19 protein-coding genes and 1 pseudogene are annotated in these 19964 nt (G+C 65.8%); 3 read left to right on the top strand and 17 right to left on the bottom strand.

The features are described from left to right. Window positions 1–8: 8 nt before the first annotated feature. Window positions 9–449: an SRPBCC family protein gene (locus V9L18_RS06000; protein ID WP_337346254.1), complete on the top strand. Its 441-nt coding sequence runs from the start codon at window positions 9–11 to the stop codon at window positions 447–449. 110 nt (window positions 450–559) lie between these two features. On the opposite strand, the gene V9L18_RS05995 is transcribed toward V9L18_RS06000, so the two are convergent. From V9L18_RS05995 to V9L18_RS05940, 12 genes are all read right to left on the bottom strand, one after another. Beyond that, complete coding sequence (locus V9L18_RS05995) at window positions 560–2026, bottom strand: FAD-dependent oxidoreductase (RefSeq protein WP_337346253.1); 1467 nt, start codon at window positions 2024–2026, stop codon at window positions 560–562. Window positions 2027–2124: 98 nt separating this feature from the next. Next, complete coding sequence (gene cobA / locus V9L18_RS05990; RefSeq protein WP_337346252.1) at window positions 2125–3387, bottom strand: uroporphyrinogen-III C-methyltransferase; 1263 nt, start codon at window positions 3385–3387, stop codon at window positions 2125–2127. Window positions 3388–3546: 159 nt separating this feature from the next. Continuing rightward, window positions 3547–3897 carry an SRPBCC family protein gene (locus V9L18_RS05985; protein WP_337346251.1) on the bottom strand — a complete coding sequence of 117 codons (351 nt, stop codon included), beginning with the start codon at window positions 3895–3897 and terminating at the stop codon, window positions 3547–3549. Between the two features lie 84 nt (window positions 3898–3981). Next, window positions 3982–4947, bottom strand: a complete 966-nt coding sequence (locus V9L18_RS05980) for an ABC transporter permease (protein WP_337346250.1) — start codon at window positions 4945–4947, stop codon at window positions 3982–3984. Further along, entirely contained in the window at window positions 4937–5662 is a 726-nt protein-coding gene (locus V9L18_RS05975; protein WP_337346249.1) for an ABC transporter ATP-binding protein, read from the bottom strand. The genes V9L18_RS05980 and V9L18_RS05975 overlap by 11 nt, the downstream gene beginning before the upstream one ends. 54 nt (window positions 5663–5716) lie before the next feature. Then, the gene (locus tag V9L18_RS05970) at window positions 5717–6847 is read right to left on the bottom strand and encodes an ABC transporter substrate-binding protein (RefSeq protein ID WP_337346292.1); all 1131 of its coding nucleotides are present in this window, start codon (window positions 6845–6847) and stop codon (window positions 5717–5719) included. Window positions 6848–6967: 120 nt separating this feature from the next. Further along, window positions 6968–8134 (bottom strand): RtcB family protein, encoded by a 1167-nt coding sequence (locus V9L18_RS05965; protein ID WP_337346248.1) that lies wholly within the window; start codon window positions 8132–8134, stop codon window positions 6968–6970. A gap of 109 nt (window positions 8135–8243) precedes the next feature. Continuing rightward, window positions 8244–9683, bottom strand: a complete 1440-nt coding sequence (locus V9L18_RS05960; protein WP_337346247.1) for a sulfate adenylyltransferase subunit 1 — start codon at window positions 9681–9683, stop codon at window positions 8244–8246. Further along, on the bottom strand, window positions 9684–10631 hold the full coding sequence (cysD, locus tag V9L18_RS05955; protein ID WP_337346246.1) for a sulfate adenylyltransferase subunit CysD: 948 nt from the start codon (window positions 10629–10631) through the stop codon (window positions 9684–9686). It lies immediately after the preceding gene. Next, window positions 10628–11350: a phosphoadenylyl-sulfate reductase gene (locus tag V9L18_RS05950; RefSeq protein ID WP_337346245.1), complete on the bottom strand. Its 723-nt coding sequence runs from the start codon at window positions 11348–11350 to the stop codon at window positions 10628–10630. Before V9L18_RS05950 ends, cysD begins: the two co-directional genes overlap by 4 nt. Beyond that, window positions 11347–13092 carry a nitrite/sulfite reductase gene (locus tag V9L18_RS05945; RefSeq protein ID WP_337346244.1) on the bottom strand — a complete coding sequence of 582 codons (1746 nt, stop codon included), beginning with the start codon at window positions 13090–13092 and terminating at the stop codon, window positions 11347–11349. The genes V9L18_RS05950 and V9L18_RS05945 overlap by 4 nt, the downstream gene beginning before the upstream one ends. A 144-nt stretch (window positions 13093–13236) precedes the next feature. Next, on the bottom strand, window positions 13237–13992 hold the full coding sequence (locus tag V9L18_RS05940) for a sirohydrochlorin chelatase (protein WP_337346243.1): 756 nt from the start codon (window positions 13990–13992) through the stop codon (window positions 13237–13239). Window positions 13993–14053: 61 nt separating this feature from the next. Between V9L18_RS05940 and V9L18_RS05935 the strand changes: the two genes are divergently transcribed. Next, window positions 14054–14773, top strand: coding sequence for a trimeric intracellular cation channel family protein (locus V9L18_RS05935; protein WP_337346242.1), 720 nt, complete (start codon window positions 14054–14056; stop codon window positions 14771–14773). 13 nt (window positions 14774–14786) lie between these two features. Further along, window positions 14787–15212, top strand: coding sequence for a hypothetical protein (locus V9L18_RS05930; RefSeq protein WP_337346241.1), 426 nt, complete (start codon window positions 14787–14789; stop codon window positions 15210–15212). 147 nt (window positions 15213–15359) lie between these two features. On the opposite strand, the gene V9L18_RS05925 is transcribed toward V9L18_RS05930, so the two are convergent. From V9L18_RS05925 to V9L18_RS05905, 5 genes and pseudogenes are all read right to left on the bottom strand, one after another. Next, window positions 15360–15794, bottom strand: coding sequence for an endonuclease domain-containing protein (locus V9L18_RS05925; RefSeq protein ID WP_337346291.1), 435 nt, complete (start codon window positions 15792–15794; stop codon window positions 15360–15362). Between the two features lie 315 nt (window positions 15795–16109). Continuing rightward, window positions 16110–16175: pseudogene (locus tag V9L18_RS05920) on the bottom strand (hypothetical protein); the annotation flags it as partial. Between the two features lie 502 nt (window positions 16176–16677). Further along, entirely contained in the window at window positions 16678–17778 is a 1101-nt protein-coding gene (locus V9L18_RS05915) for a polyprenyl synthetase family protein (RefSeq protein ID WP_337346240.1), read from the bottom strand. Beyond that, window positions 17775–19106: a geranylgeranyl reductase family protein gene (locus V9L18_RS05910; protein WP_337346239.1), complete on the bottom strand. Its 1332-nt coding sequence runs from the start codon at window positions 19104–19106 to the stop codon at window positions 17775–17777. The genes V9L18_RS05915 and V9L18_RS05910 overlap by 4 nt, the downstream gene beginning before the upstream one ends. Before the next feature lie 4 nt (window positions 19107–19110). Continuing rightward, on the bottom strand, window positions 19111–19887 hold the full coding sequence (locus V9L18_RS05905) for a demethylmenaquinone methyltransferase (protein ID WP_337346238.1): 777 nt from the start codon (window positions 19885–19887) through the stop codon (window positions 19111–19113). Between the last annotated feature and the right edge of the window lie 77 nt (window positions 19888–19964).

The raw sequence follows: 19964 nt of genomic DNA, 5'->3' as shown, positions 1-19964 counted from the left end.
AAAAACCCATGTCAACCGTGAGCCGCCTGTTCAACTCTCCTGCCGACGTCGTCTGGAAGGTGATCGCCGACGGCTGGCTGTACTCGGGCTGGGTAGTGGGCGCCTCCCGCATCCGGGCCGTGGATGCGCACTGGCCCGAGGCCGGCGCCAGGCTCCACCACTCAGTGGGCGCCTGGCCGCTGGTGATCAACGACAGCACCCGCGTTGTCGCCGTCGAGCCCGGCCGCTCCCTGGAACTGGTGGCCCGCGGCTGGCCGCTGGGTGAAGCAAAAGTGATGATCACGCTGGAGGACCTGGGCACTCAGTGTCGAGTCTCCATTACCGAGGATGCCATCCGCGGACCTGGCAAGCTGGTTCCCAAGGTGCTGCGCGACCCGCTGATCGACGTTCGGAACCGTGAGACCCTCAGCCGGCTGGAACTGATGGCCGCCGGCGGGGCGGGGAGCTAGCCCAGCCGGGTTAACGCAAAAGCGCGAACCGGCAGCGGATGACTCCAAACTTGCGGTTTGGAGTCGGTAACTGCCGGTTCGCGCCGTGTGGAGCGGGAACCGGTCCGAAATCAGACGTTCGCGGCTACGCCGTCGCGGGAGATGGCCACCATGTCCTCGCGCGGCACTACCTTGATGCGCTCACGCTTGACCTCAACACCGTGGGATCCGCCAGCTTCCGTGGCTGCGGCACCCAGCGCAAGCTCGTGGGCGTCCAGCGCAAGCCAGCCTTCCCAGCTGGTGAACTTTACGCCGCGGGAGTCGAGGAGTTCAACGACGGCGTCCGCCTCGGGAACAGCGGCAACCGGAAGGTTTTCGCGGTCTTCCAGCAGGTATGTCACCGTCTCCAGTGCGTCGCCCTTGGTGTGGCCGATGAGGCCGACCGGACCGCGCTTGATCCAGCCAGTGGCGTAGATACCCGGCACATGGGTGCCTGCGGCATCCAGGACGCGTCCGCCGTCGTTCGGGACAACACCCTTCTTGTGGTCGAACTCGATCTCCGGCAGGGCCGAACCGAAGTAGCCGATGGCGCGGTACACGGCCTGGACCGGGTAGTCCACGAACTCGCCGGTGCCGCGGGCGTTACCCGTCCCATCCAGCTCCGTGCGCTCGAACTTCATGCCGGCCACCTTGCCCGGCGTCTCGGCGTCGTCGTAGATTTCCACCGGGCTGTGCAGGAAGTGCAGGTGCAGGCGGCGGGAGGCGGTGAGCTCGGAGAGGTCCTCGGGCTGCTCGGCGATCCAGTTGGTGAGCGTGCCCACCATGGTCTTGACCTGGTTGTTGCTCTGGATCAGGCGATCCGATTCCTCATCGAACTCGAAGTCCTCGGCGTACAGGATGATGTCCACGTCCTTGGAGTGGGACAGCTCGCGCAGCTCCAGCGGGGTGAACTTCACCTGGGCGGGGCCACGGCGGCCGAAGACGTGCACGTCCGTGACGGGCGAGTTCTTCAGGCCGGCGTAGACGTTGTCCGGGATTTCGGAGACCAGCAGGTCATCGGCGTGCTTAGAGAGGACACGGGCCACGTCCAGTGCCACGTTGCCGTTGCCGATCACGGCGATTTCCTTCGCGTCCAGCGGCCATTCACGCGGGACGTCGGGGTGGCCGTCATACCAGGAGACGAAGTCCGCGCCGCCGTAGGAGCCGTCCAGTTCGATGCCGGGGATGTTCAGGTCCGCATCCTTGATGGCGCCCGTAGCGAAGATGACGGCGTCGTAATGTGTGCGGAGGTCCTCGATGGAGAGGTCCGTGCCATAGTCCACGTTGCCGAAGAATCGGATATCCCCCCGGTCCAGGACCTTGTGCAGGGCGTTGACGATGCCCTTGATGCGGGGGTGGTCCGGGGCCACGCCGTAGCGGATGAGGCCGTAGGGTGCCGGGTAGCGGTCAAAGAGGTCGATGCTCACGGTGAGTTCGCCGCTCTTGACGGCTTCGCTCTTGGTGAGGATGTCCGCAGCGTAGACGCCTGCCGGGCCGGAGCCCACAACGGCAACGCGCAGCGGACGCTCGGCAGATCCTACGGTGGTGCTGGTTGACACGGCTGTGTTCCTTTTCTTCGTTCCGGCCCAACTAGGTAGCAGTAGATGTCGTTATGAGGGCTCAAAACAACATCTGCTGCTACCTAGTTGGGTGGGGGCTAGGTGGTGAGGACTCGGGGCTTGTTCGGGCTGGTGGTGCTGTAGTCGGCTGTCTTGAAGTGCGAAGGCGCGAAAGGGCTCACGCGCACCACGTCACCGATCACAATCACTGCGGGATTCGCGACGCCGGTGGCTTCCGCCTGGTCGGCGATGGAACCGAGCGTGCCGATGGTCACGCGCTGATTCGGCAGATAGCCGTTCTCAACGATGCCAACTGGAGTGTCCAGAGGCAAACCGGCGGCGGCCAGGGCGGCAGCGGAATCCCGGAGGGCGGCCACTCCCATCAGCAGGACTACGGTGTGGTCAGGACGGGCCGGGACTTCGGAAAGTTCCTCGTGGCCGGTGACCACGCTGAAGCCCTTGGCCAGGCCGCGGTGCGTCACGGGAATACCTGCAGCGGCGGGAACGGAGATCGCGGACGTGACGCCGGAGACCACTTCAACCTCGACGCCGTGCTGCCGGCAATATTCGGCTTCCTCACCACCGCGGCCCAGGACGTACGGGTCGCCGCCCTTGAGCCGAACCACTCGGTGGCCCTTGAGGGCTTCTTCGACAAGGATCCGGTTGATCCCGGCCTGCGGCACAGGATGATTCCCCGGGGTCTTGCCCACCTCGATGACGCGGACATCCGGAGCGAGTTCGTTAAGCAGTTCGCGCGGGCCGAGGCGGTCTGCCACCACGACGTCGGCCTGGCCCAGGAGGCGGCGGCCGCGGACGGTGATGAGGCCGGTGTCGCCCGGCCCGCCGCCCACGAGGGCAACGGAACCTGCGTTTTTCGGAGCCCGACGGCGGCGCAGCGGGAGATCCCCCGTTTCCAGGGCGGTGGCAACGGCGTTGCGCAATGCCATGGCCCGGCGCGGGTCTCCCCCGGCGTTCACCGCAATCTGTACGTCGTCCACTACGGCGACGGCGGGGGTCCACGCGGCTGAGGCTTCGTGGTCGGAGGCGTTGACGCACCAGATGCGCTGCGCCTCGGCGTCGGCTGAAACCTGGGTGTCCACGGCGGAATTGCCCGTGGCCGTCTGGACAAACCAGACGCCGTCGACGTCGGACGGAAGGTACGTGCGCGGCTCCCACGTGAGGAGGCCGGAGTCGGCCAGTTCCACCAGGGCCTGGCAGGCAACGGGAGCCACGACGGTAACGCGAGCACCGGCGTCGAGCAGCCCCTTGGCGCGGCGCGCGGCAACGGGTCCGCCGCCCACCACCAGCACGGGGCGGCCGAGCAGCCGCAGTGCTGTGGGGTAAATATCCTGAATTGCCATGGATCAACGGTAGGGCGCCGTCACATTCGCCAACAACGGCGCGGAAACACCAGTTCACGTAAGGTAACGCTGCGTCACATAGGGCGGCGCCTCAAAAAGGCGCCGTTGTGGGGCACGTTGGCGGCGATTCGGCCCGGGGCAGGCTCAATCCGCGCCGTGTCAATGTGCCCCAGTTCGGCTACCGGTGCCTGCCAGGAACCGGCCGCGGTTGCTGATCAGTCGCATCAGGTACCGCCGGAGGATCAGGTTCTCCGCCAGCCGGCCCAGGAACCCGAACGGCGCCGTGAACTCCACACGGTCGGTCATGATGGTGCCCGTGGCCATGGACTGGAACTCATGGACGTGGCGGAAGGCCTTAAACGGGCCGCTGACCTGCTCGTCCGTGAAGCTGGTTGGAAACTCGAGGGCCGTGATCCTGCTTGTGCCCGGCGACGCAAATGCGTCACTTTTGGGGCGGCCCGGCGTTGGGTCCCGCGGATTTCCGGGCCTCTGGGCATCCGGGCTGGCCAAAACTTACGCCTTTGGGTGGCGGCACACAGCAGGGCCCGACGGCGGTACTCGCCGTCGGGCCCTGCAGTCCAGTTTTCGGAGGGGTCAGCGCGTGCTGCCGGAGAGGAGGCCGCGGCTGCGGAGGAGCCGCTTCTCAATCGGTGCAAAGACGAGCAGTTCGATCAGGATGCCGACGCCGAGGATGAGCAGGATCGCGGACATCACCACGGTCATGTCGGACAGGATGCGGCCCTGGTCAAGCAGCGAGCCGAGGCCGAAGCCGATAGTGCCGCCCACGGCGATGATTTCCGCCGCCATCAGGGAACGCCACGAGAACGCCCAGCCCTGCTTCAGTCCGCCGAGGTAGCCGGGAAGGGCCGCGGGCAGGATGATCTGCACGGCCATCTGGAGGCGGTTCGCGCCCAGGACCGTGCCCACGCGGCGGTACTGCGGCGGAATCTGGTCCACGCCGGAGATCAGGCCGTTGATGATGGACGGGATGGCGCCCATGAACACCACGAAGTAGACGGTGGCGTCGGTCAGTCCGAACCAGATAATCGCGGCCGGAACCCAGGCCACCGAAGGCAACACCTGAAGCCCGGAAATCAGCGGTCCGAAGGCCCGGCGCAGCGGAGCAACCTGGGCCAGCAGGAGTCCCACCGGGGTGGCGATGGCGACGCTGATCAGGAACCCGACCAGCCCGCGCTGCAGCGAGGTCCAGACCGCTTCCTGGAGTTTGCCTTCGCCCCAAAGGACGCCGACCTGGCCCAGGACATCGAGCGGGCCGGGCACGAGGTCGCGGCGCTTCACGCCAAGGGAGACATAGAACTGCCAGATCAGGACCAGGACCACCAGGGCGGCAACCGGCAGCAGGATACGGCTCCAGTCGATGCGTGCCTTGCGGGCGGCGTCGGACTGCAGGGAGTCCAGGCCGGATTCCAGCTCGCGCAGGTCCTCGCGACCGGTGGAGGTCCGGGTCAAGGCTGCGTGGATGTGCCGGGACTCGGGCTGCGTCTCTGCAGGCTCCACCACAGCGTTACTCTCGGCCAGGGGTGTGGGGTTATTTGGCATGGCGGCGAATCTCCTCCCGGAGCCGGGCGGTGATGACCCCGGTCAGCTGTCCGGCCAGGCCGGCGTCGGTTCGGTGTTCCTCGGTGACGGCCCATTCCTCCACTACCCGGCCCGGGCGGGAGGACAGCAGCAGCACGCGCTGGCCCAGCCGCACCGCCTCGCGGACGTTGTGGGTCACAAAAACGATGGTCCGCCCGGTTTCCTTCCAGATGCGTTCCAGCTCGTCGTGGAGGAGGTCGCGCGTGATGGCATCAAGGGCCGCGAACGGCTCGTCCATCAGCAGCAGCTGACGGTCCTGGGCGAGCGAGCGTGCCAGCGAAACACGCTGGCGCATGCCGCCGGAGAGCTCGTGCGGGCGCTTGTCCCCGGCTCCGCCGAGGTGCACCAGCTCCAGCAGCTCGTTGGCCTTGGCGCGGCGCTCGACCTTGCCCACTCCCCGCAGCTGCAGGGCCAGCTCGATATTCTCCCGGGCCGTGAGCCACGGAAACAGGGCGGCGTCCTGGAACATAAAGGCTGCGCCGTCGCTGGGCACCTCCAAGGCGCCCGACGTCGGGAGCTCAAGTCCCGCCATGATGTTCAGCAGGGTGGATTTGCCGCAGCCGGAAGCACCGAGGAGGGCGACAAACTCGCCAGACGCGATGTTGGCGTTGACGTCGTCCAGCACCGGGGCGCCGTCGCCGAAGCGCTTGCCCAGGTTCTCCAGTACGACTGGCATGGTCCCGTCCTTACGTTGGTGGTGCGGTTGCTGGGGTGGTGTGCGGTTGCGTCGTCAGTCCTGGCCGAGGCCGGCTGCGGAGATCGACTTTCCGGTGACTTCGTTCAGTGCCCGGAGGTCGAACAGGCCGTTGATGTCCGCCTGCTTGGTGGTGCCGGCGTCCACCCCGTCCTTCAGGAGCTTGGGGTAGGTTCCGGCCAGCGGATCCACCGTGAAAATGATGTTCTTCAGGGACCGGTCGATGACGTCGGCAGGCAGGGCGGCGCCAGCGGATTCCTGCAGCGCGGCATTGATGACGGCCGCCTTTTCCGCAGACGGGGTGTCGTTGAGCCAGGCCACGGACTTGGCGTGCCCGCGGAGGAGGGCCTTGACCGTGTCCGGGTGCGCCGCCGCGAAGGCCTTATTGACGATCAGAATAGTGGTGGGGAACTCCCCCGGTTTGCCGGACGCTGAACCGTCCCAGAGGTCCTTTTCGTCCACCAGGACCTTGGCTCCGGCCTGGAGCACCAGGCGCGAGGCCCACGGCTCAGGCAACCACGCGCCGTCGAGCTTTCCGTCCTGGAACAGCTTGAGCGTCTGGGCATTTTCGGTGGGGTTGATGGCCACATCGCCGCTGCCGTCAACGTTCGTGTCGTACCCTTGCGAACCAAGCCAGGCGCGGAGCGCGACGTCCTGCGTTCCGCCGAGCTGCGGCGAGGCGAGGGTCTTGCCCTTGAGGTCGGCGGCGGAAGTGATTTCCGGCCGGACCACCAGCTGGGCACCGCCGGCGGCAGCACCGGCGATGACGCTGACGGATTCACCCTGGCTCTTGACGAAGGAGTTGATGGCCGGGTTCGGGCCGATGTAGGCGGCGTCGATGGCTCCGGCGTTCAGGGCCTCAATGGCAGCCGGCCCGGCGTTGAAGGTTTCGGTGCTGAGCTTCGTGGTGCCCAGTTCCTTGGCCAGAAAGCCCTGGTTGATGCCCACGAGTGCTGCGGCGTGCGTGATGTTGCCGAAGTAACCGAGCTTCAGTTCTTCAGCGGGGGTGGGCGACGGCGTCGCGGCCTGGGCGTCAGTGTTACGCGAAATGCTGGACGCCACCACGGCGCCGACGGCGATCAGGAGGACCAGCCCAATGGCCAACGCAGCCTCAATGGCACGCTTGCGCCTGGGCACCGCGCTTTCACCGGCCACGATCCGGGTCATCCCGGGCTTGGAACTAGTCATTGTTTCACCATAGGGAGTGCCGATTGCCCGTTCAACGAAGCAGAAACGGGGGGTCACGCAGGTTCATCTGACGTCACATTCGCTGCCCAAGCTGAGCCTTCAGTTGCCCTTGACGTTGACCAGCTGGCGCAGCTTGTGCCGCACCCTCACCAGGTCCGCGGCGTCCCTCATCACCACATCGATGGGCTTGTAGGCGGCCGGGATCTCGTCGATGAAGGCCTCAGAGGCGCGGAACTCGATCCCGTGCATCGCCTCCTTCAGTTCGGCGAGGGTGAAGGTCTTGCGGGCGGCGTTCCGGGAGTACTCCCGGCCGGCACCGTGCGGCGAGGAATTCAGCGACACCGGGTTGCCCTGGCCTTCCACAACGTACGACGCCGTCCCCATGGAACCCGGAATAAGTCCCGGATCGCCGGGCTCTGCCCTGATCGCTCCCTTGCGTGAGACCCACACGGACTTGCCGTAGTGCGTCTCCAGCTGGGTGAAGTTGTGGTGGCAATTGATGCGTTCGCGTTCCCTGACATGCCCGCCCACCCAATGGCTGAACTGCGTGATGACCCGGTCCATCATTTCCTCGCGGTTCAGCAGCGCGAAATGCTGGGCCCAGCGCAGCTCCTCGATATACCGCCTGAACTCGGACGTGCCCTCCTCCAGGTAGGCGAGGTCGGGGTCGGGCAGCCTGGTCCCCCGTTTCCGGGTCACCTGCTGGGCGACGCCAATATGATGCTGGGCGATCTTGTTGCCGACGCCTCGTGAGCCGGAGTGCAGGAACAGCCAGACGGCGTCGGTCTCGTCTGCGGAGACCTCGATGAAGTGGTTCCCGGACCCCAGGGAGCCCAGCTGCAGTTCCCACTTCGCCAGGTACTGGGCTGGGTTGAAGCCCGCCGTGGCCGCCAGTTTCTTGAGCTCGGCGATCCGTGGCTCGGCGGTGGCCTGGACTGACCGGTTGTTGTGGCCGGCGGATAGCGGAATGGCCCGTTCGATGTCCTCGCGCAGCCGTTTCCGGTCCCGGGGCAGTTCCTTCACGGAGTACTGGGTCCGCACGGCGATCATGCCGCAGCCGATGTCCACTCCGACGGCGGCCGGAATGATGGCGTGGAGGGTGGGGATCACCGAACCCACGGTGGCGCCCTTGCCCAGGTGCGCGTCCGGCATCAGGGCAAGGTGCGGGTAGATGAAGGGCAGCGTGGAGGTGGACAGCGCCTGCTCGAGGGTCTTGGAGTCCAGGATCGAGGCCCAGCTCATGAGCTTGCTGTTGATGGTCTCCACGCTTCGCCTCCCACCCTTAAGGATACGAAAACGACAAAACCGCGGCTTGTTCGCAAAACCGGCCCGTGAAGGCCAGGATCTGCGAACAAGCCGCGGTTTCGGGACAATCTCAGATGGAGTAGCGCTCGTCCTCGTGGTCGCCGGGGTGGTCCTTGACCAGGCCCGCGGCCAGCGTGTTGCCGTCCAGCGGGTCGATCACCAGGAACGCGCCGGTACGGCGGTGGTGCAGGTAGTTCTCCAGTGGCAGCGGTGCGGAAAGCCGGAGCTGCGCGTGGCCGATGTCGTTCAGTTCCAGGCTGGACGCTGCTTCAAGCTTGAAGGAAGCCAGGTCCAGCTTGCCATTGACGTTGCGGACCAGCGCCTGGACGGTGCGGGTGCCGTGCTTCACCAGCACCTTGGCACCTTCCCGCAAAGGCTTGGGCGAAAGCCAGCACAGCGCGGCGTAGAGGTCTGCGGAGGACTCCCGGACAGTTCCGGCGGCGGCGATGGTGTCACCGCGGGCGACGTCGAATTCCTCGGCCAGGCGGATCGCCACGGACTGCGGCGCGAACGCCTCCTGCAGTGACTCTCCGGCGAAGTCGATGCCCGTCACCGTGGTGGTGCGGGGGGCCTGGCCGGGCGTCAGCACAGCAACCTTGTCCCCCACCTTCACCGAACCCTCGGTGATCTGGCCGGCGTACGCCCGGTAGTCGCGGTATGCCTCAACATCCAGGCCGGCAGCCACGGCGTCCGGAGCCAGCGCACCCTGCGGGCGGATGACCAGCTGCACCGGGAAGCGGAAGCTCTCCAGCTGGGTGTCGATCTCGTCGGCGGCCGGCAGGGTTTCGAGGACCTCCAGCAGGGCCGGGCCGTCATACCAGGGCGTGCGCTCGGAACGATCCACCACGTTGTCGCCCTCGAGGGCGGACACCGGGATCACCAGCAGGTCATCGATGTGGTCCGCGGTCCCCAGCGCAGCCGCGCCGATGCCCAGTTCACGGGCCACCTGCTGCACGTCGGCCTGGATCTCACGGAACACGGACTCGCTGAAGTCCACGAGGTCGATCTTGTTCACGGCCACGATCACGTGCGCCACCCGCAGCAGCTGCAGCACGGACAGGTGCCGGCGGGTCTGCTCCAGGACACCCTTGCGGGCGTCAATGAGTACGACGACGGCATCCGCAGTGGACGCGCCGGTCACCGTGTTCTTGGTGTACTGAACGTGGCCGGGGCAGTCGGCCAGGATGAAGCTGCGCTGGTCGGTGGCGAAGTAGCGGTAGGCCACGTCGATGGTGATGCCCTGCTCACGCTCGGCACGCAGGCCATCGGTGAGGAGGGCCAGGTCGATCGCCTGGGTGCCGGTGGCACCCGCGCCGCCGAAGCCGCGGTCCGCGGAGGTGCGGGCGACGGCGTCGAGCTGGTCAGCGAGGATCGCCTTGGAGTCGTGAAGGAGGCGGCCCACCAAAGTGGACTTGCCGTCGTCGACCGATCCTGCTGTGGCGAAGCGGAACAGCGTGGTGGGCAGGGCTGTTTCCAGCTCCGCGGCCAGGAGTGAAGTTTCGGTGCTCATTTAGAAGTAACCATCCTTCTTGCGGTCTTCCATGGCTGCCTCGGAGATGCGGTCATCTGCACGGGTGGCACCACGTTCGGTGATGGTGGAGGCGGCAACTTCGATCACAACGTCGCTCACGGTGGCTGCGGCCGATTCAACGGCACCGGTGCAGGACATGTCGCCTACGGTGCGGTAGCGGACCGTCTTGGTGATGACTTCTTCATGCGGCAGCGGCTGGGAAACCTCGCCGACGGCGCGCCACATGCCATCGCGGGCAAAGACTTCACGGCTGTGGGCGTAGTACAGGCCGGGCAGCTCGATGTTCTCGCGCTCGATGTAGCGCCAAATGTCCAGCTCGGTCCAGTTGCTGATGGGGAACGCGCGGACGTGCTGGCCCACGGTGTGGCGGCCGTTGTAGAGGTTCCACAGTTCGGGGCGCTGGTTGCGCGGGTCCCACTGGCCGAACTCGTCGCGGAGGCTCAGGATGCGCTCCTTGGCGCGGGCCTTGTCCTCGTCACGGCGGCCGCCACCGAAGACGGCGTCGAACTTGTTCTTCGAGATGGCGTCCAGCAGCGGGACGGTCTGCAGCGGGTTGCGGGTGCCGTCGGCGCGCTCGGCCAGCTCGCCGCGGTCGATGAACTCCTGCACGGAGCCGACGACGAGCTTGAGCCCCAGCCGTTCGACGGTGCGGTCGCGGAAATCGATGACTTCGGGGAAGTTGTGGCCGGTGTCCACGTGCAGCACGGGGAACGGAACCTTGCCCGGCCAGAACGCTTTGGTGGCGAGGTGCAGCATCACCACGGAGTCCTTGCCGCCGGAGAACAGCAGCGCGGGCTTCTCGAACTCGGCCACAACTTCGCGGATGATGTGGATGGCTTCGGACTCAAGGGCGTCCAGGCTGGAGAGGCGCGTGGATACGGCGGCTTCAGTCACCTGGGTAGTCTCCTCAGTTAGGAAAGTGCTCATACGTGTAGTCCGCATTCTGTCTTGTCGGTCCCTGCCCAGCGGCCGGCGCGGGGGTCGTCGCCCGGCGCCACCTTCCGGGTGCAGGGCTGGCAGCCAATGGAGGGGTAACCCTGGGAAAGCAGCGGGTTCACGGGCAGGAGGTTGTCGTCGGAGTACTGGACCAGCTGGTCGAACGTCCACGCTGCCACCGGGTTGACCTTGACCAGGCCGTTGACTGCGTCCCACGTGACCAGCGGTGTGTTGGTCCGGGTGGGGGCTTCGTCGCGGCGCACGCCGGTGAACCAGAGTTCGTAGCCGGCCAGGGTGCGGCGGAGCGGGGCCACTTTGCGGAGGGCGCAGCACTGGGCGGCGTCGCGGGCAAAGAGGTCCTTGCCGAGGAGCCGGTCCTGCTGTTCCACGGTGTTTTCCGGCAGCACGTCCACAACGTTGACGCGGAGGTTCGCTGCCACTTCATCGCGCGTGGCGTAGGTTTCCGGAAAGTGGTACCCGGTCTCCAGGAACAGGACGTCGACGCCGGGCATCTGGTCCGCGACCAGCGCCGGAAGGACGGCGTCAGCCATGGAGCACGCGACAGCCACTGAGGAAAGGTCGAAGTTGCGCTCCACCCACGCGATCACGTCGCGGGCCGGGGCGTCCCAGCCGAGCTCGGCGGCCCCGGACTCAGCGAGGGCTTTCAGCTCGTCGTGGCTGCGAAGTGTGGCAGGTCGGGTGTCGGTCACTGGAGGGCCTCCTCATCTGCTGCGTGCGCCCATTCGGCGAAGGTCTGGCCTTCAGCACGCTGGGCAACAAACGTGCGGACGACGCGTTCCACGTAGTCCGGCAGGTCTTCAACGTAGACCTTGAGGCCGCGGACGGTGCGTCCCAGGCCAGCCTCTTCGCGGCTGGTGGAAGCCAGCCCGCCGCCGAGGTGGACCTGGAAACCCGGGGTGGGGTCGCCGTCGGGCGTTGGAAGCATCATGCCCTTGAGGCCGATGTCCGCGGTCTGGATCCGGGCGCAGGAGTTGGGGCAGCCGTTGATGTGCAGGGACAGCGCGTGGGGCAGTTCGCCGGAAGCGGCGAGGTCTGCCAGGCGGCGTTCCAGCTCGGCAACCGCGGTGGCCGCGGTGACCTTGGTTTCGACGATGGCCAGCTTGCAGTATTCGATGCCGGTGCAGGCGATGGTGCCGCGGCGGAACACGGACGGGCGGGCGGACAGGCCCAGGGCGTCCAGCTCGGCAACCAGCGGCTCAACGTGGTCCTTGGCGACATCCAGCACCACAAGCTTCTGGTGCGGGGTGGTGCGCAGCCGGAAGGAGCCGCGGGCCTCAAGCGTATCCGCGAGCTTTACCAGCTGACCGCCGGAGAGGCGGCCGGCCAGCGGGGTGGCGCCGATGAAGAACTTGCCGTCCTTCTGCTCGTGCACGCCGATGTGGTCGCCCGGTGAGGTGGGCTTGGGGGCGGCGGGGCCATCGGCCAGCTTGTAACCGAGGTATTCGTCCTCGAGGATCTGGCGGAACTTCTCCGGACCCCAGTCGGCCATCAGGAACTTTAGGCGTGCCTTGGTGCGCATGCGGCGGTAACCGTAGTCGCGGAAGATGCTGGTGACGCCGAGCCATACTTCGGCGGCTTCCTCCGGGCGGACGAACGCGCCGAGGCGCTTGCCGAGCATCGGGTTGGTGGACAGTGCTCCGCCGGCCCAGAGGTCGTAACCGACGCCAAGCTCGGGGTGCTCAACGCCCACGAGGGCGAAGTCATTGATCTCGTGGACCACGTCCTGGCTGGGGTGGCCGGTGATCGCGGTCTTGTACTTGCGGGGCAGGTTGGACAGCAGCGGGTTGCCGATGAACCGCTCGCCCAGTTCCGCGATGAGCGGGGTGGGGTCGATGATTTCGTCCTTGGCGATGCCGGCCACCGGGGAGCCCAGGATGACACGGGGCACGTCGCCGCAGGCTTCGGTGGTGGACAGGCCAACACCTTCCAGGCGGGTCCAGATCTCGGGGATGTCCTCCACGCGGATCCAGTGCAGCTGGATGTTCTGGCGGTCGGTGAGGTCGGCGGAATCCCGCGCGAAGTCAACGGAAATCTGGCCTATGACGCGCAACTGCTCGGTGGTGAGCGCACCGCCGTCGATGCGGACGCGGAGCATGAAGTACTTGTCCTCGAGCTCGTGCGGTTCGAGCGTTGCGGTCTTGCCGCCGTCGATCCCGGGCTTGCGCTGGGTGTACAGGCCCCACCAGCGGAAGCGGCCGTGCAGGTCCTGGCCGGGGATGGAATCGAAGCCCTCTTTGGAGTAGATGGACTCGATACGCTCGCGAACGTTGAGGCCGTCATCTTCCTGTTTCCAGGTTTCGTTGGCGTTCAGCGGGGTTTTGCCGTCCACTTTCCACTGCCCGTGCGGCTTTGCGGCGGGGCGGGAAGGGCGAGCGGGGCGCTTGGCGGCAGCGGGGTCCGCGGACGCTCCGGCTAGAGCTGTATCAGTCATGCATCGACTGTAGGTCCCACCCGAATAGCGTCACAAAGGGCCCGGAAACGCTAAGTCACCTAGGGAAATATTTCGTCATGAACCGCCGGAGGGCCTTGAAGATGCCTTCGCGCTGTGCATCGCCGGAACCCATTCCGGGGCTGCCTATTGCGCGGCTTCGGCGTCCTCGCGGCCCTTGGCGACGGCGGCGTCGTACCGTTCCAGCGCGATCTCGGCGAGCACGGGCGAGGGCAGCAGCGGCTCAGTGACGAGGTCGGCCCCTGCTTTGGCGAGCCGGTCGTGGAAGTATCCCGGTGCCAGGAGGTAGGAGGCGATGACCACGCGTCCGCCCAGGTCAACCGCTCCGGCGGACTCCCCTGCCCCGGCACCACCTTCAGCTTCCTCGCGAAGCATGGCGACGGCGTCGGGCACTGAAGGCTTGGCCGAGGCACCATAGGCGGGCACGATCCGGTTGCTGCGGAGCTCACCAAGGTGGCTGGCGAGTTCCTCCACACTGACGGCGGCGTTGGGATTGGATGATCCTGCGGCGGCCAGGACGATGCTGTCCCGGTCGGTGACGCCGGCTTCGCGGAGGCGCTGGTCCAGGAGGGCTGCGAGCCTGGGATCCGGGCCCAGCGGCGCCGCGGCCAGGCTGCCCGGACGGCTCTTTACGGTCCGGGCGATGTCCACCTTGACGTGGTACCCCACGCTCAGGAGCAGGGGCACCACGACGGCGGACTTCCCCTCCGGCAGTCCCGCCACCACGTCCACGAGGTCCGGCTGCTGCACATCCACATAGGCCTCGCGCACATCGAGTCCCGGGCGCAGGGCGGCGATGGCGTCGCGGAGGGCGTTGACCTCGGCGGCTCCCTGCACGCTGGATGTCCCGTGGGCACAGGCGATCATGATGGGGCTGTTCATACCCGCTAGCGTAACGTTGGAGCCGCCCTGTCCGCCCTCTTGAAATCCGCCGGGACGCTCCATGACATTTCCTTTTGACATCGCCCTGGTCTGGCTGGACTTGGCTGGCGTCTTCTTCTTCGCGGTCTCCGGATCCCTGCTGGCGGCGCGGAAGCAGTTCGACATCATTGGCTCCTTGCTCCTGGCCTCGCTGGTGTCCCTGGGCGGCGGCGTGATCCGCGACATCATCCTTTCTGCCGGACCTCCGGCGGCCTTCACCAACCCCGCGTACCTTGCACCTCCGGTCCTTGCCACAGTGCTGGTCTACTTCCTGTTTCCCAGCTTCCAGCGGTACACCTCGCTGCTGACCCTGTTCGACGCCGGCGGGCTGGCCCTGTTCTGCATCACCGGCACGCTGAAGGCCCTGACGATGGGGATGAACCCCATTGCCGCGGTGCTGCTGGGAGTGACGACGGCGGTGGGCGGGGGCCTGCTGCGGGACATTACAGCCAATGAGGTGCCGCAGCTGTTCGACCCCCGGGACCTCTATGCACTGCCGGCCTTCAGCGGGGCGGCCCTGACCACGCTCCTCTGGGTGACCGGCTCCTTTAACGCGGCGACCGCGTGCGCCGTGGCGGCTGTGGTGTTCGCCTTCCGCGTCATCGCCTGGCGTCGGGCCTGGTACGTTCCGCTGGCGGTGCATGGCTGGCACCGGCGGGGCGTGGAGGGTTCCCCTGGTCCCGGTGGCGGTGCCGGTGGGACTGCTGGGACTGGCGGCGGCTCAGGAGCACCCCGGAATTAGCTACGATATGACAATGACTGACATGTTCCTCGAGAAGTTCCGCGCGCTTGTTCCGAAGTATCTCGAAGACGAATGGCAGGAAGAAGACGGGCTGCCCGCCGACGAGCTTGATGCGGCCCTCGAAGAACACCAATTCCAGGTTCCCTTGGTCCTGCGCGAGTTCTACCTTGCCTTGGGTGGCTGCGAGGACCTGATGGAGGCCTACCACTACTTCTGGGACCCCGAAGAACTCGAAGTCGATGACGAGGGCTTCCTGATGTTCCTTGAGGACGAGGAAGAGCAGTTCACCTGGGGCTTCCGCGTGGGCGACCTCGGCGTCCCGGACCCCATCGTCTACCGACGCAACAACGCCCGCGGCCAGTGGAAAAGCGAAGAAGGCACCTTCTCGGAGTTCGTCTTTGACATGTTCGAGTGGGCGTTCAACGACGAGGAAGACTAGGTCCTCGGGGTGCGCCCGCCCCAAATGCGTAACTTTTAGCGCCCCGGCAGCTTCACTTCCTTGATTTTGCGGGGCTCAGGCTGTCGGCGTCCGGTATAAGTTACGCAAGTTGGTTCACAGTTGACGTCTGAACGCCAAGGACAGTAATCACTTGGAGTCGAATTTGCCGTTGCGCCTCAGTTCAAGGACTGCGAGGACCTCTGCAACCATCTCGTCTGGCGAATAGACCACATCGGCGTAGTAATAGCGGAGCACCAGATAGCCACCAAGAACGCTCCTGTTGTTTCGTCGCTGATCGCGTTTGACAGCCTGGGGCTCGAAGTGGGTTGACCCGTCAGTCTCAACCACCAAACACTCTTCAATAAGGAAGTCGACCTCACCAACGCCGGGGATAAAGACATGCCTCCGCAAACGAAGGCCGGCTCTCCGGAAATGCGTGTTGGCCAAGACCTCCAGCACTGAGTCCGCACGCGGAATAACCAGGTCCAGCACGGCCCGTGCCCTGCCATTGCGACGCCCCTGCAACCTGGCATAAAGGAATTCCAGCTCAATATCGCGCCTGCCCACGGCCGACTGAACCATCACCAGTGATTCCAGTTCGGGGAGGCAGCGGAGGCTATGCAGCAACACATCCGCCAGCCCTGCGACAGGCAGCCACCGATGCCGGGGGTGTTTGGGCCTGCCATGCTCCACAATTCTGGACGTGGCAACTGGATGGCTGCGGCAGAGGTGCAGAACGCAAGTTTCCGTCAGCACCCATAAGTTGTATACCGGTGCCGCAGACACGCACGTCAGCAGGCCTCCGTGAGTGAGAGCATCGCGCAGACTGCTGCCTGCCGGAAGGCTATAGACTCCGCGGCTCGCCCGCACCACCTGGCCTCCGGCTACCGCTCGGTCGAGTGCGGCCCTGCCAAATCCAGCCTTCGTCAATTGCCCGGTTCGCGCAGCGCCTCCCTGCCTCATCAGGAAGTCAATAATGTCCATCAGCCCAGAGTGTCGCTGTGGGCGTGCGGGCGGGAGGGAGCATCACACCTATGTGGACAACACGCCAGCACAATGAGCGGACTCCGCGACCAAGATGCGTAACTATTGACGCCCTTCGCCGCCGCAAACCCCGCCATGACGCGGGCCACGCTCAGCAGAGCGCCCATAAGTGACGCAATCCGGTCAGAAACGCCGGAAAAGCCTGTGACACGCTCAGTAACAAGAGACTTGCATCTTGTGACAAGGCTGTCATAGACTGTTCACGGATCCGCTAAACGCCTCCGGCGGGTCTGATGCGAACGGAGAAATGGCCCCGGTTCGACGCAACGAATGACTCGTATCGTTGCTGAGAATCGGGGCTATTCCGTTTAAGAAGCACCCCCATCCCCCCATCGACTGCTCCATAACTGCCGTTTTGAGGTGTCGAAAGGGCGGTTACGGAGCAATCGATGAAAAGAGAGGACCCGGGCCCCTCAAAGGACTAGCTGGCGCGGTCCACCACAGCCAGGGCGAAATTAGACAGCGACGTCTTAACAACGCCCTCCGGCAAGGGAGCCAGCGCTGCAATGGCTTCATCCGCCCAGCGGCGTGCAACAACCCAGGACTCGGCAGTCACGGGATGCTCGCGCAGCCCGGCAACCGCAGCGGCCAAAGCCTCATCCGACGTCAGGTCGCCGTCAATCAACTTCAAAAGTTCGACGGCGGCGTGGTCGCCATCCTCGGCAGCCTTGCGCAGGAGCAGGACAGGGAGCGTGGGGACACCTTCGCGGAGGTCGGTCCCGGGGGACTTGCCGGACTTGACCTTGATGCCGGTGACGTCGATGACGTCGTCAGCAAGCTGGAAGGCTACGCCCACCTTCTCGCCGTATTCCACCAGGACCGACTCGTACGTGGGGTCAGCGCCGGCGAAGATGGCGCCAAGTTGGCCGGAAGCAGCCACCAATGACCCTGTCTTGTCCGCGATGACCGAGAGGTAATGCTCCACCGGGTCCTCGTCCGGGCGCGGACCAACGGTTTCATGCAGCTGGCCCAGGCACAGCCGCTCGAAGGTACGGGCCTGGATGCCCAGGGCTCGGGAGCCCAGCTCGGACACCAGGATGGACGCACGGGCAAAGATGAGGTCGCCGGTGAGGACGGCCACGGAGTTTCCCCAGACCTCATGGGCAGTGGGGGCGCCGCGGCGGAACGGGGCGGAGTCCATCACGTCGTCGTGGTACAGCGTGGCCAGGTGGGTCAGTTCCACCACTACGGCCGCCTGCACCACGGCAGGCAGGGATGCGTCGCCGAGGTGGGCGCACAGCAGCGTCAGCAGCGGCCTGATGCGCTTGCCGCCGGCTTCCACCAGGTGACGCGACGTTGCGTCAGCCAGGGGGTCCGAGTTGGCAATGGCTTCGCGCAGCTTCTTTTCTACCCGCGCGAGGTTGTTGGTGATGGCGGGGCCCAGTTCGGCGTCCTCCGCGATCGCCGCAAAGCCCGCGGGCAGCTGAAGTCCCGTGGCAATGGCGGTGGTATTGAGGCTGGGTTCGGAGTCCGGCAGGCCGTGCCCGGCATGCGTCCAGCTGTGGTCTGCGGAGTTGGTCACGGGTTAACCCTAACTTTTTGTTGCGGATACCGCTGATTCGAGGCCGACGGTGTATTGGACGTGGCCGGAACCAGCGACTCCAGGACGCGGATGGCCCGGTCCTCGAAGCCCTTGGCGGACGGATCGGTGAGGTTGGCCAGCAGCCGCACCACAAAGCGCATCAGGACTGGAATAGGCATCCCGGTCCGGAGCGCAAGCTTCATGACGGCGGGCTTGCCGATCAGCGCGGCAAATGCGCGGCCAAGCGTGAAGTGCGATCCCCACTGGTCCCGCACATAGTCCGCGTACCGCGAAAGGTGAGCATCGGCGTCGTACGTTCCGCCCGCCGCCAAAGAGCGTGCGGAGGCGTCGATAATGAACTCGGCCGCGAACCGCGCGGACTCCATCGCGTAGGAGATGCCCTCGCCGTTGAACGGGGAGACCATGCCGCCGGCGTCGCCCAGGAGCAGGAGGCCGGGCGAGTAGTGCGGCGTCCGGTTGAAGCCCATGGGGAGGGCCGCGCCACGGATTTCGCCCACTTGGTTTTCCGGGGTGAAGCCCCAGTCGGCGGGCAAGCCGGCGGTCCATTCACGCAGAACCTGCTTATAGTCCAGCTTGCCGAATTCCTTGGAGGAGTTGAGGATACCCAGGCCGACGTTGGAGGTGCCGTCGCCGACGCCGAAGACCCAGCCGTAGCCGGGGAGCAGACTTCCGTCCCGCCCGGGGAGTTCCAGCCAGCCTTCCATCCAGTCGTCGTCGTGGCGAGGGCTCTGGAAGTAGGTGCGGACGGCGACGCCGAGTGGCCGGTCGTCGCGCTTCTGGAGGCCTGCTGACACGGCGGTGCGCGTGGAATTTCCGTCGGCGGCGAGTACGACGTCGGCGCTGAAGTCGAGCGACTGTCCCGTCTTGCGTCCGGACTCGTCCAGGAGCGCTGCGCGGACACCGGTCACGCGGCCGTCCTCCGAGCGCAGGACCTCGGTGACGCTGTGCCGTTCCAGGACCTCGGCGCCGGCCGCCCGGGCGTGACGCGCCAGTTCCTCATCGAAACCAAGGCGCGTGCGGATCAGGCCATACTGCGGAAAGTCGGAAACCTCGGGCCAGGGCAGCTCAATGGTGCGCCCGCCGGCGATCAGGCGAAGGCCCTGGTTGCGGCGCCACCCATCGGCTTCGGGATGCGGCAGGCCGAGTTTCTGGATTTCGCGGACTGCCCGCGGTGTTAGGCCGTCGCCGCAGACCTTCTCCCGAGGGAAGCTGGTCTTTTCCAGGACGGTCACGCTGATGCCGGACTTGGCAAGGTAATACGCGGCGGTAGAGCCAGCCGGCCCCGCGCCGACGATCAGTACTTTCACGCGGTCAGCGGACGATGTTGCGGCGGAGCTTGGCCACGGGGCCCTTATTCGCTGCGATGGCGGCGGCAGCTCCGTCAGGGCCGGTTTCAACCGGTTTGGTGGCACGGTGGACCGCCACGATTCCGCCGGTGAGGTTCCGGTACGTGACCTTTTCCCACCCGGATTCCTGCAGCCACGCGGCCAGGTGGTCCTGGTCCGGCCAGGCGCGGATGGACTCGGCGAGGTAAACGTAGGCGTCCGGATTGGAGGCAACCTTCATGGCGATAGCTGGCAGGGCACGCATGAGGTATTCGGTATACATGGTGCGCCAGAGCGGAACCACCGGCTGGGAGAACTCGGCGATGACCAGCTTGCCGCCCGGCTTGGTCACCCGAAGCATCTCGGCCAGGGCCTTCTTCGGCTCATTGACGTTCCGCAGCCCGAACGAGATGGTGCTGGCGTCAAAGGAGTTATCCGCGAAGGGCAGGTTGGTGGCGTCACCGGCAACAAAATTGATGTCGGGGCGGCGGCGCTTGCCAACTTTGAGCATTCCGAGGGAGAAATCGCACGCGACTACGTCTATGCCTGCATCGGCATATGGCTCGCTTGAGGTACCGGTTCCTGCGGCAAGATCCAGGACTCTCTGGCCCTTCGTGACTTCCATGGCTTCCACCACAACCTTGCGCCAGCGGCGGGTCTGCCCCATGGAGAGGACATCGTTGACGACATCGTATTTAGGTGCGACGTCGTCAAACATCGTGGCTACTTCGTCCGGACGCTTATCCAAGGATGCTCGGTTCACCCAGTCATTGTCTCAAATGTTCTGCGGGCCCCCTAACCACGGCCGGTTTCCGGGGCTGAGTGCGCAATTGCGATACT

This window comes from Pseudarthrobacter sp. CCNWLW217, assembly GCF_037203985.1.
GTDB lineage: Bacteria > Actinomycetota > Actinomycetes > Actinomycetales > Micrococcaceae > Arthrobacter.
This window is presented reverse-complemented; position numbering and strand designations above follow the sequence as displayed.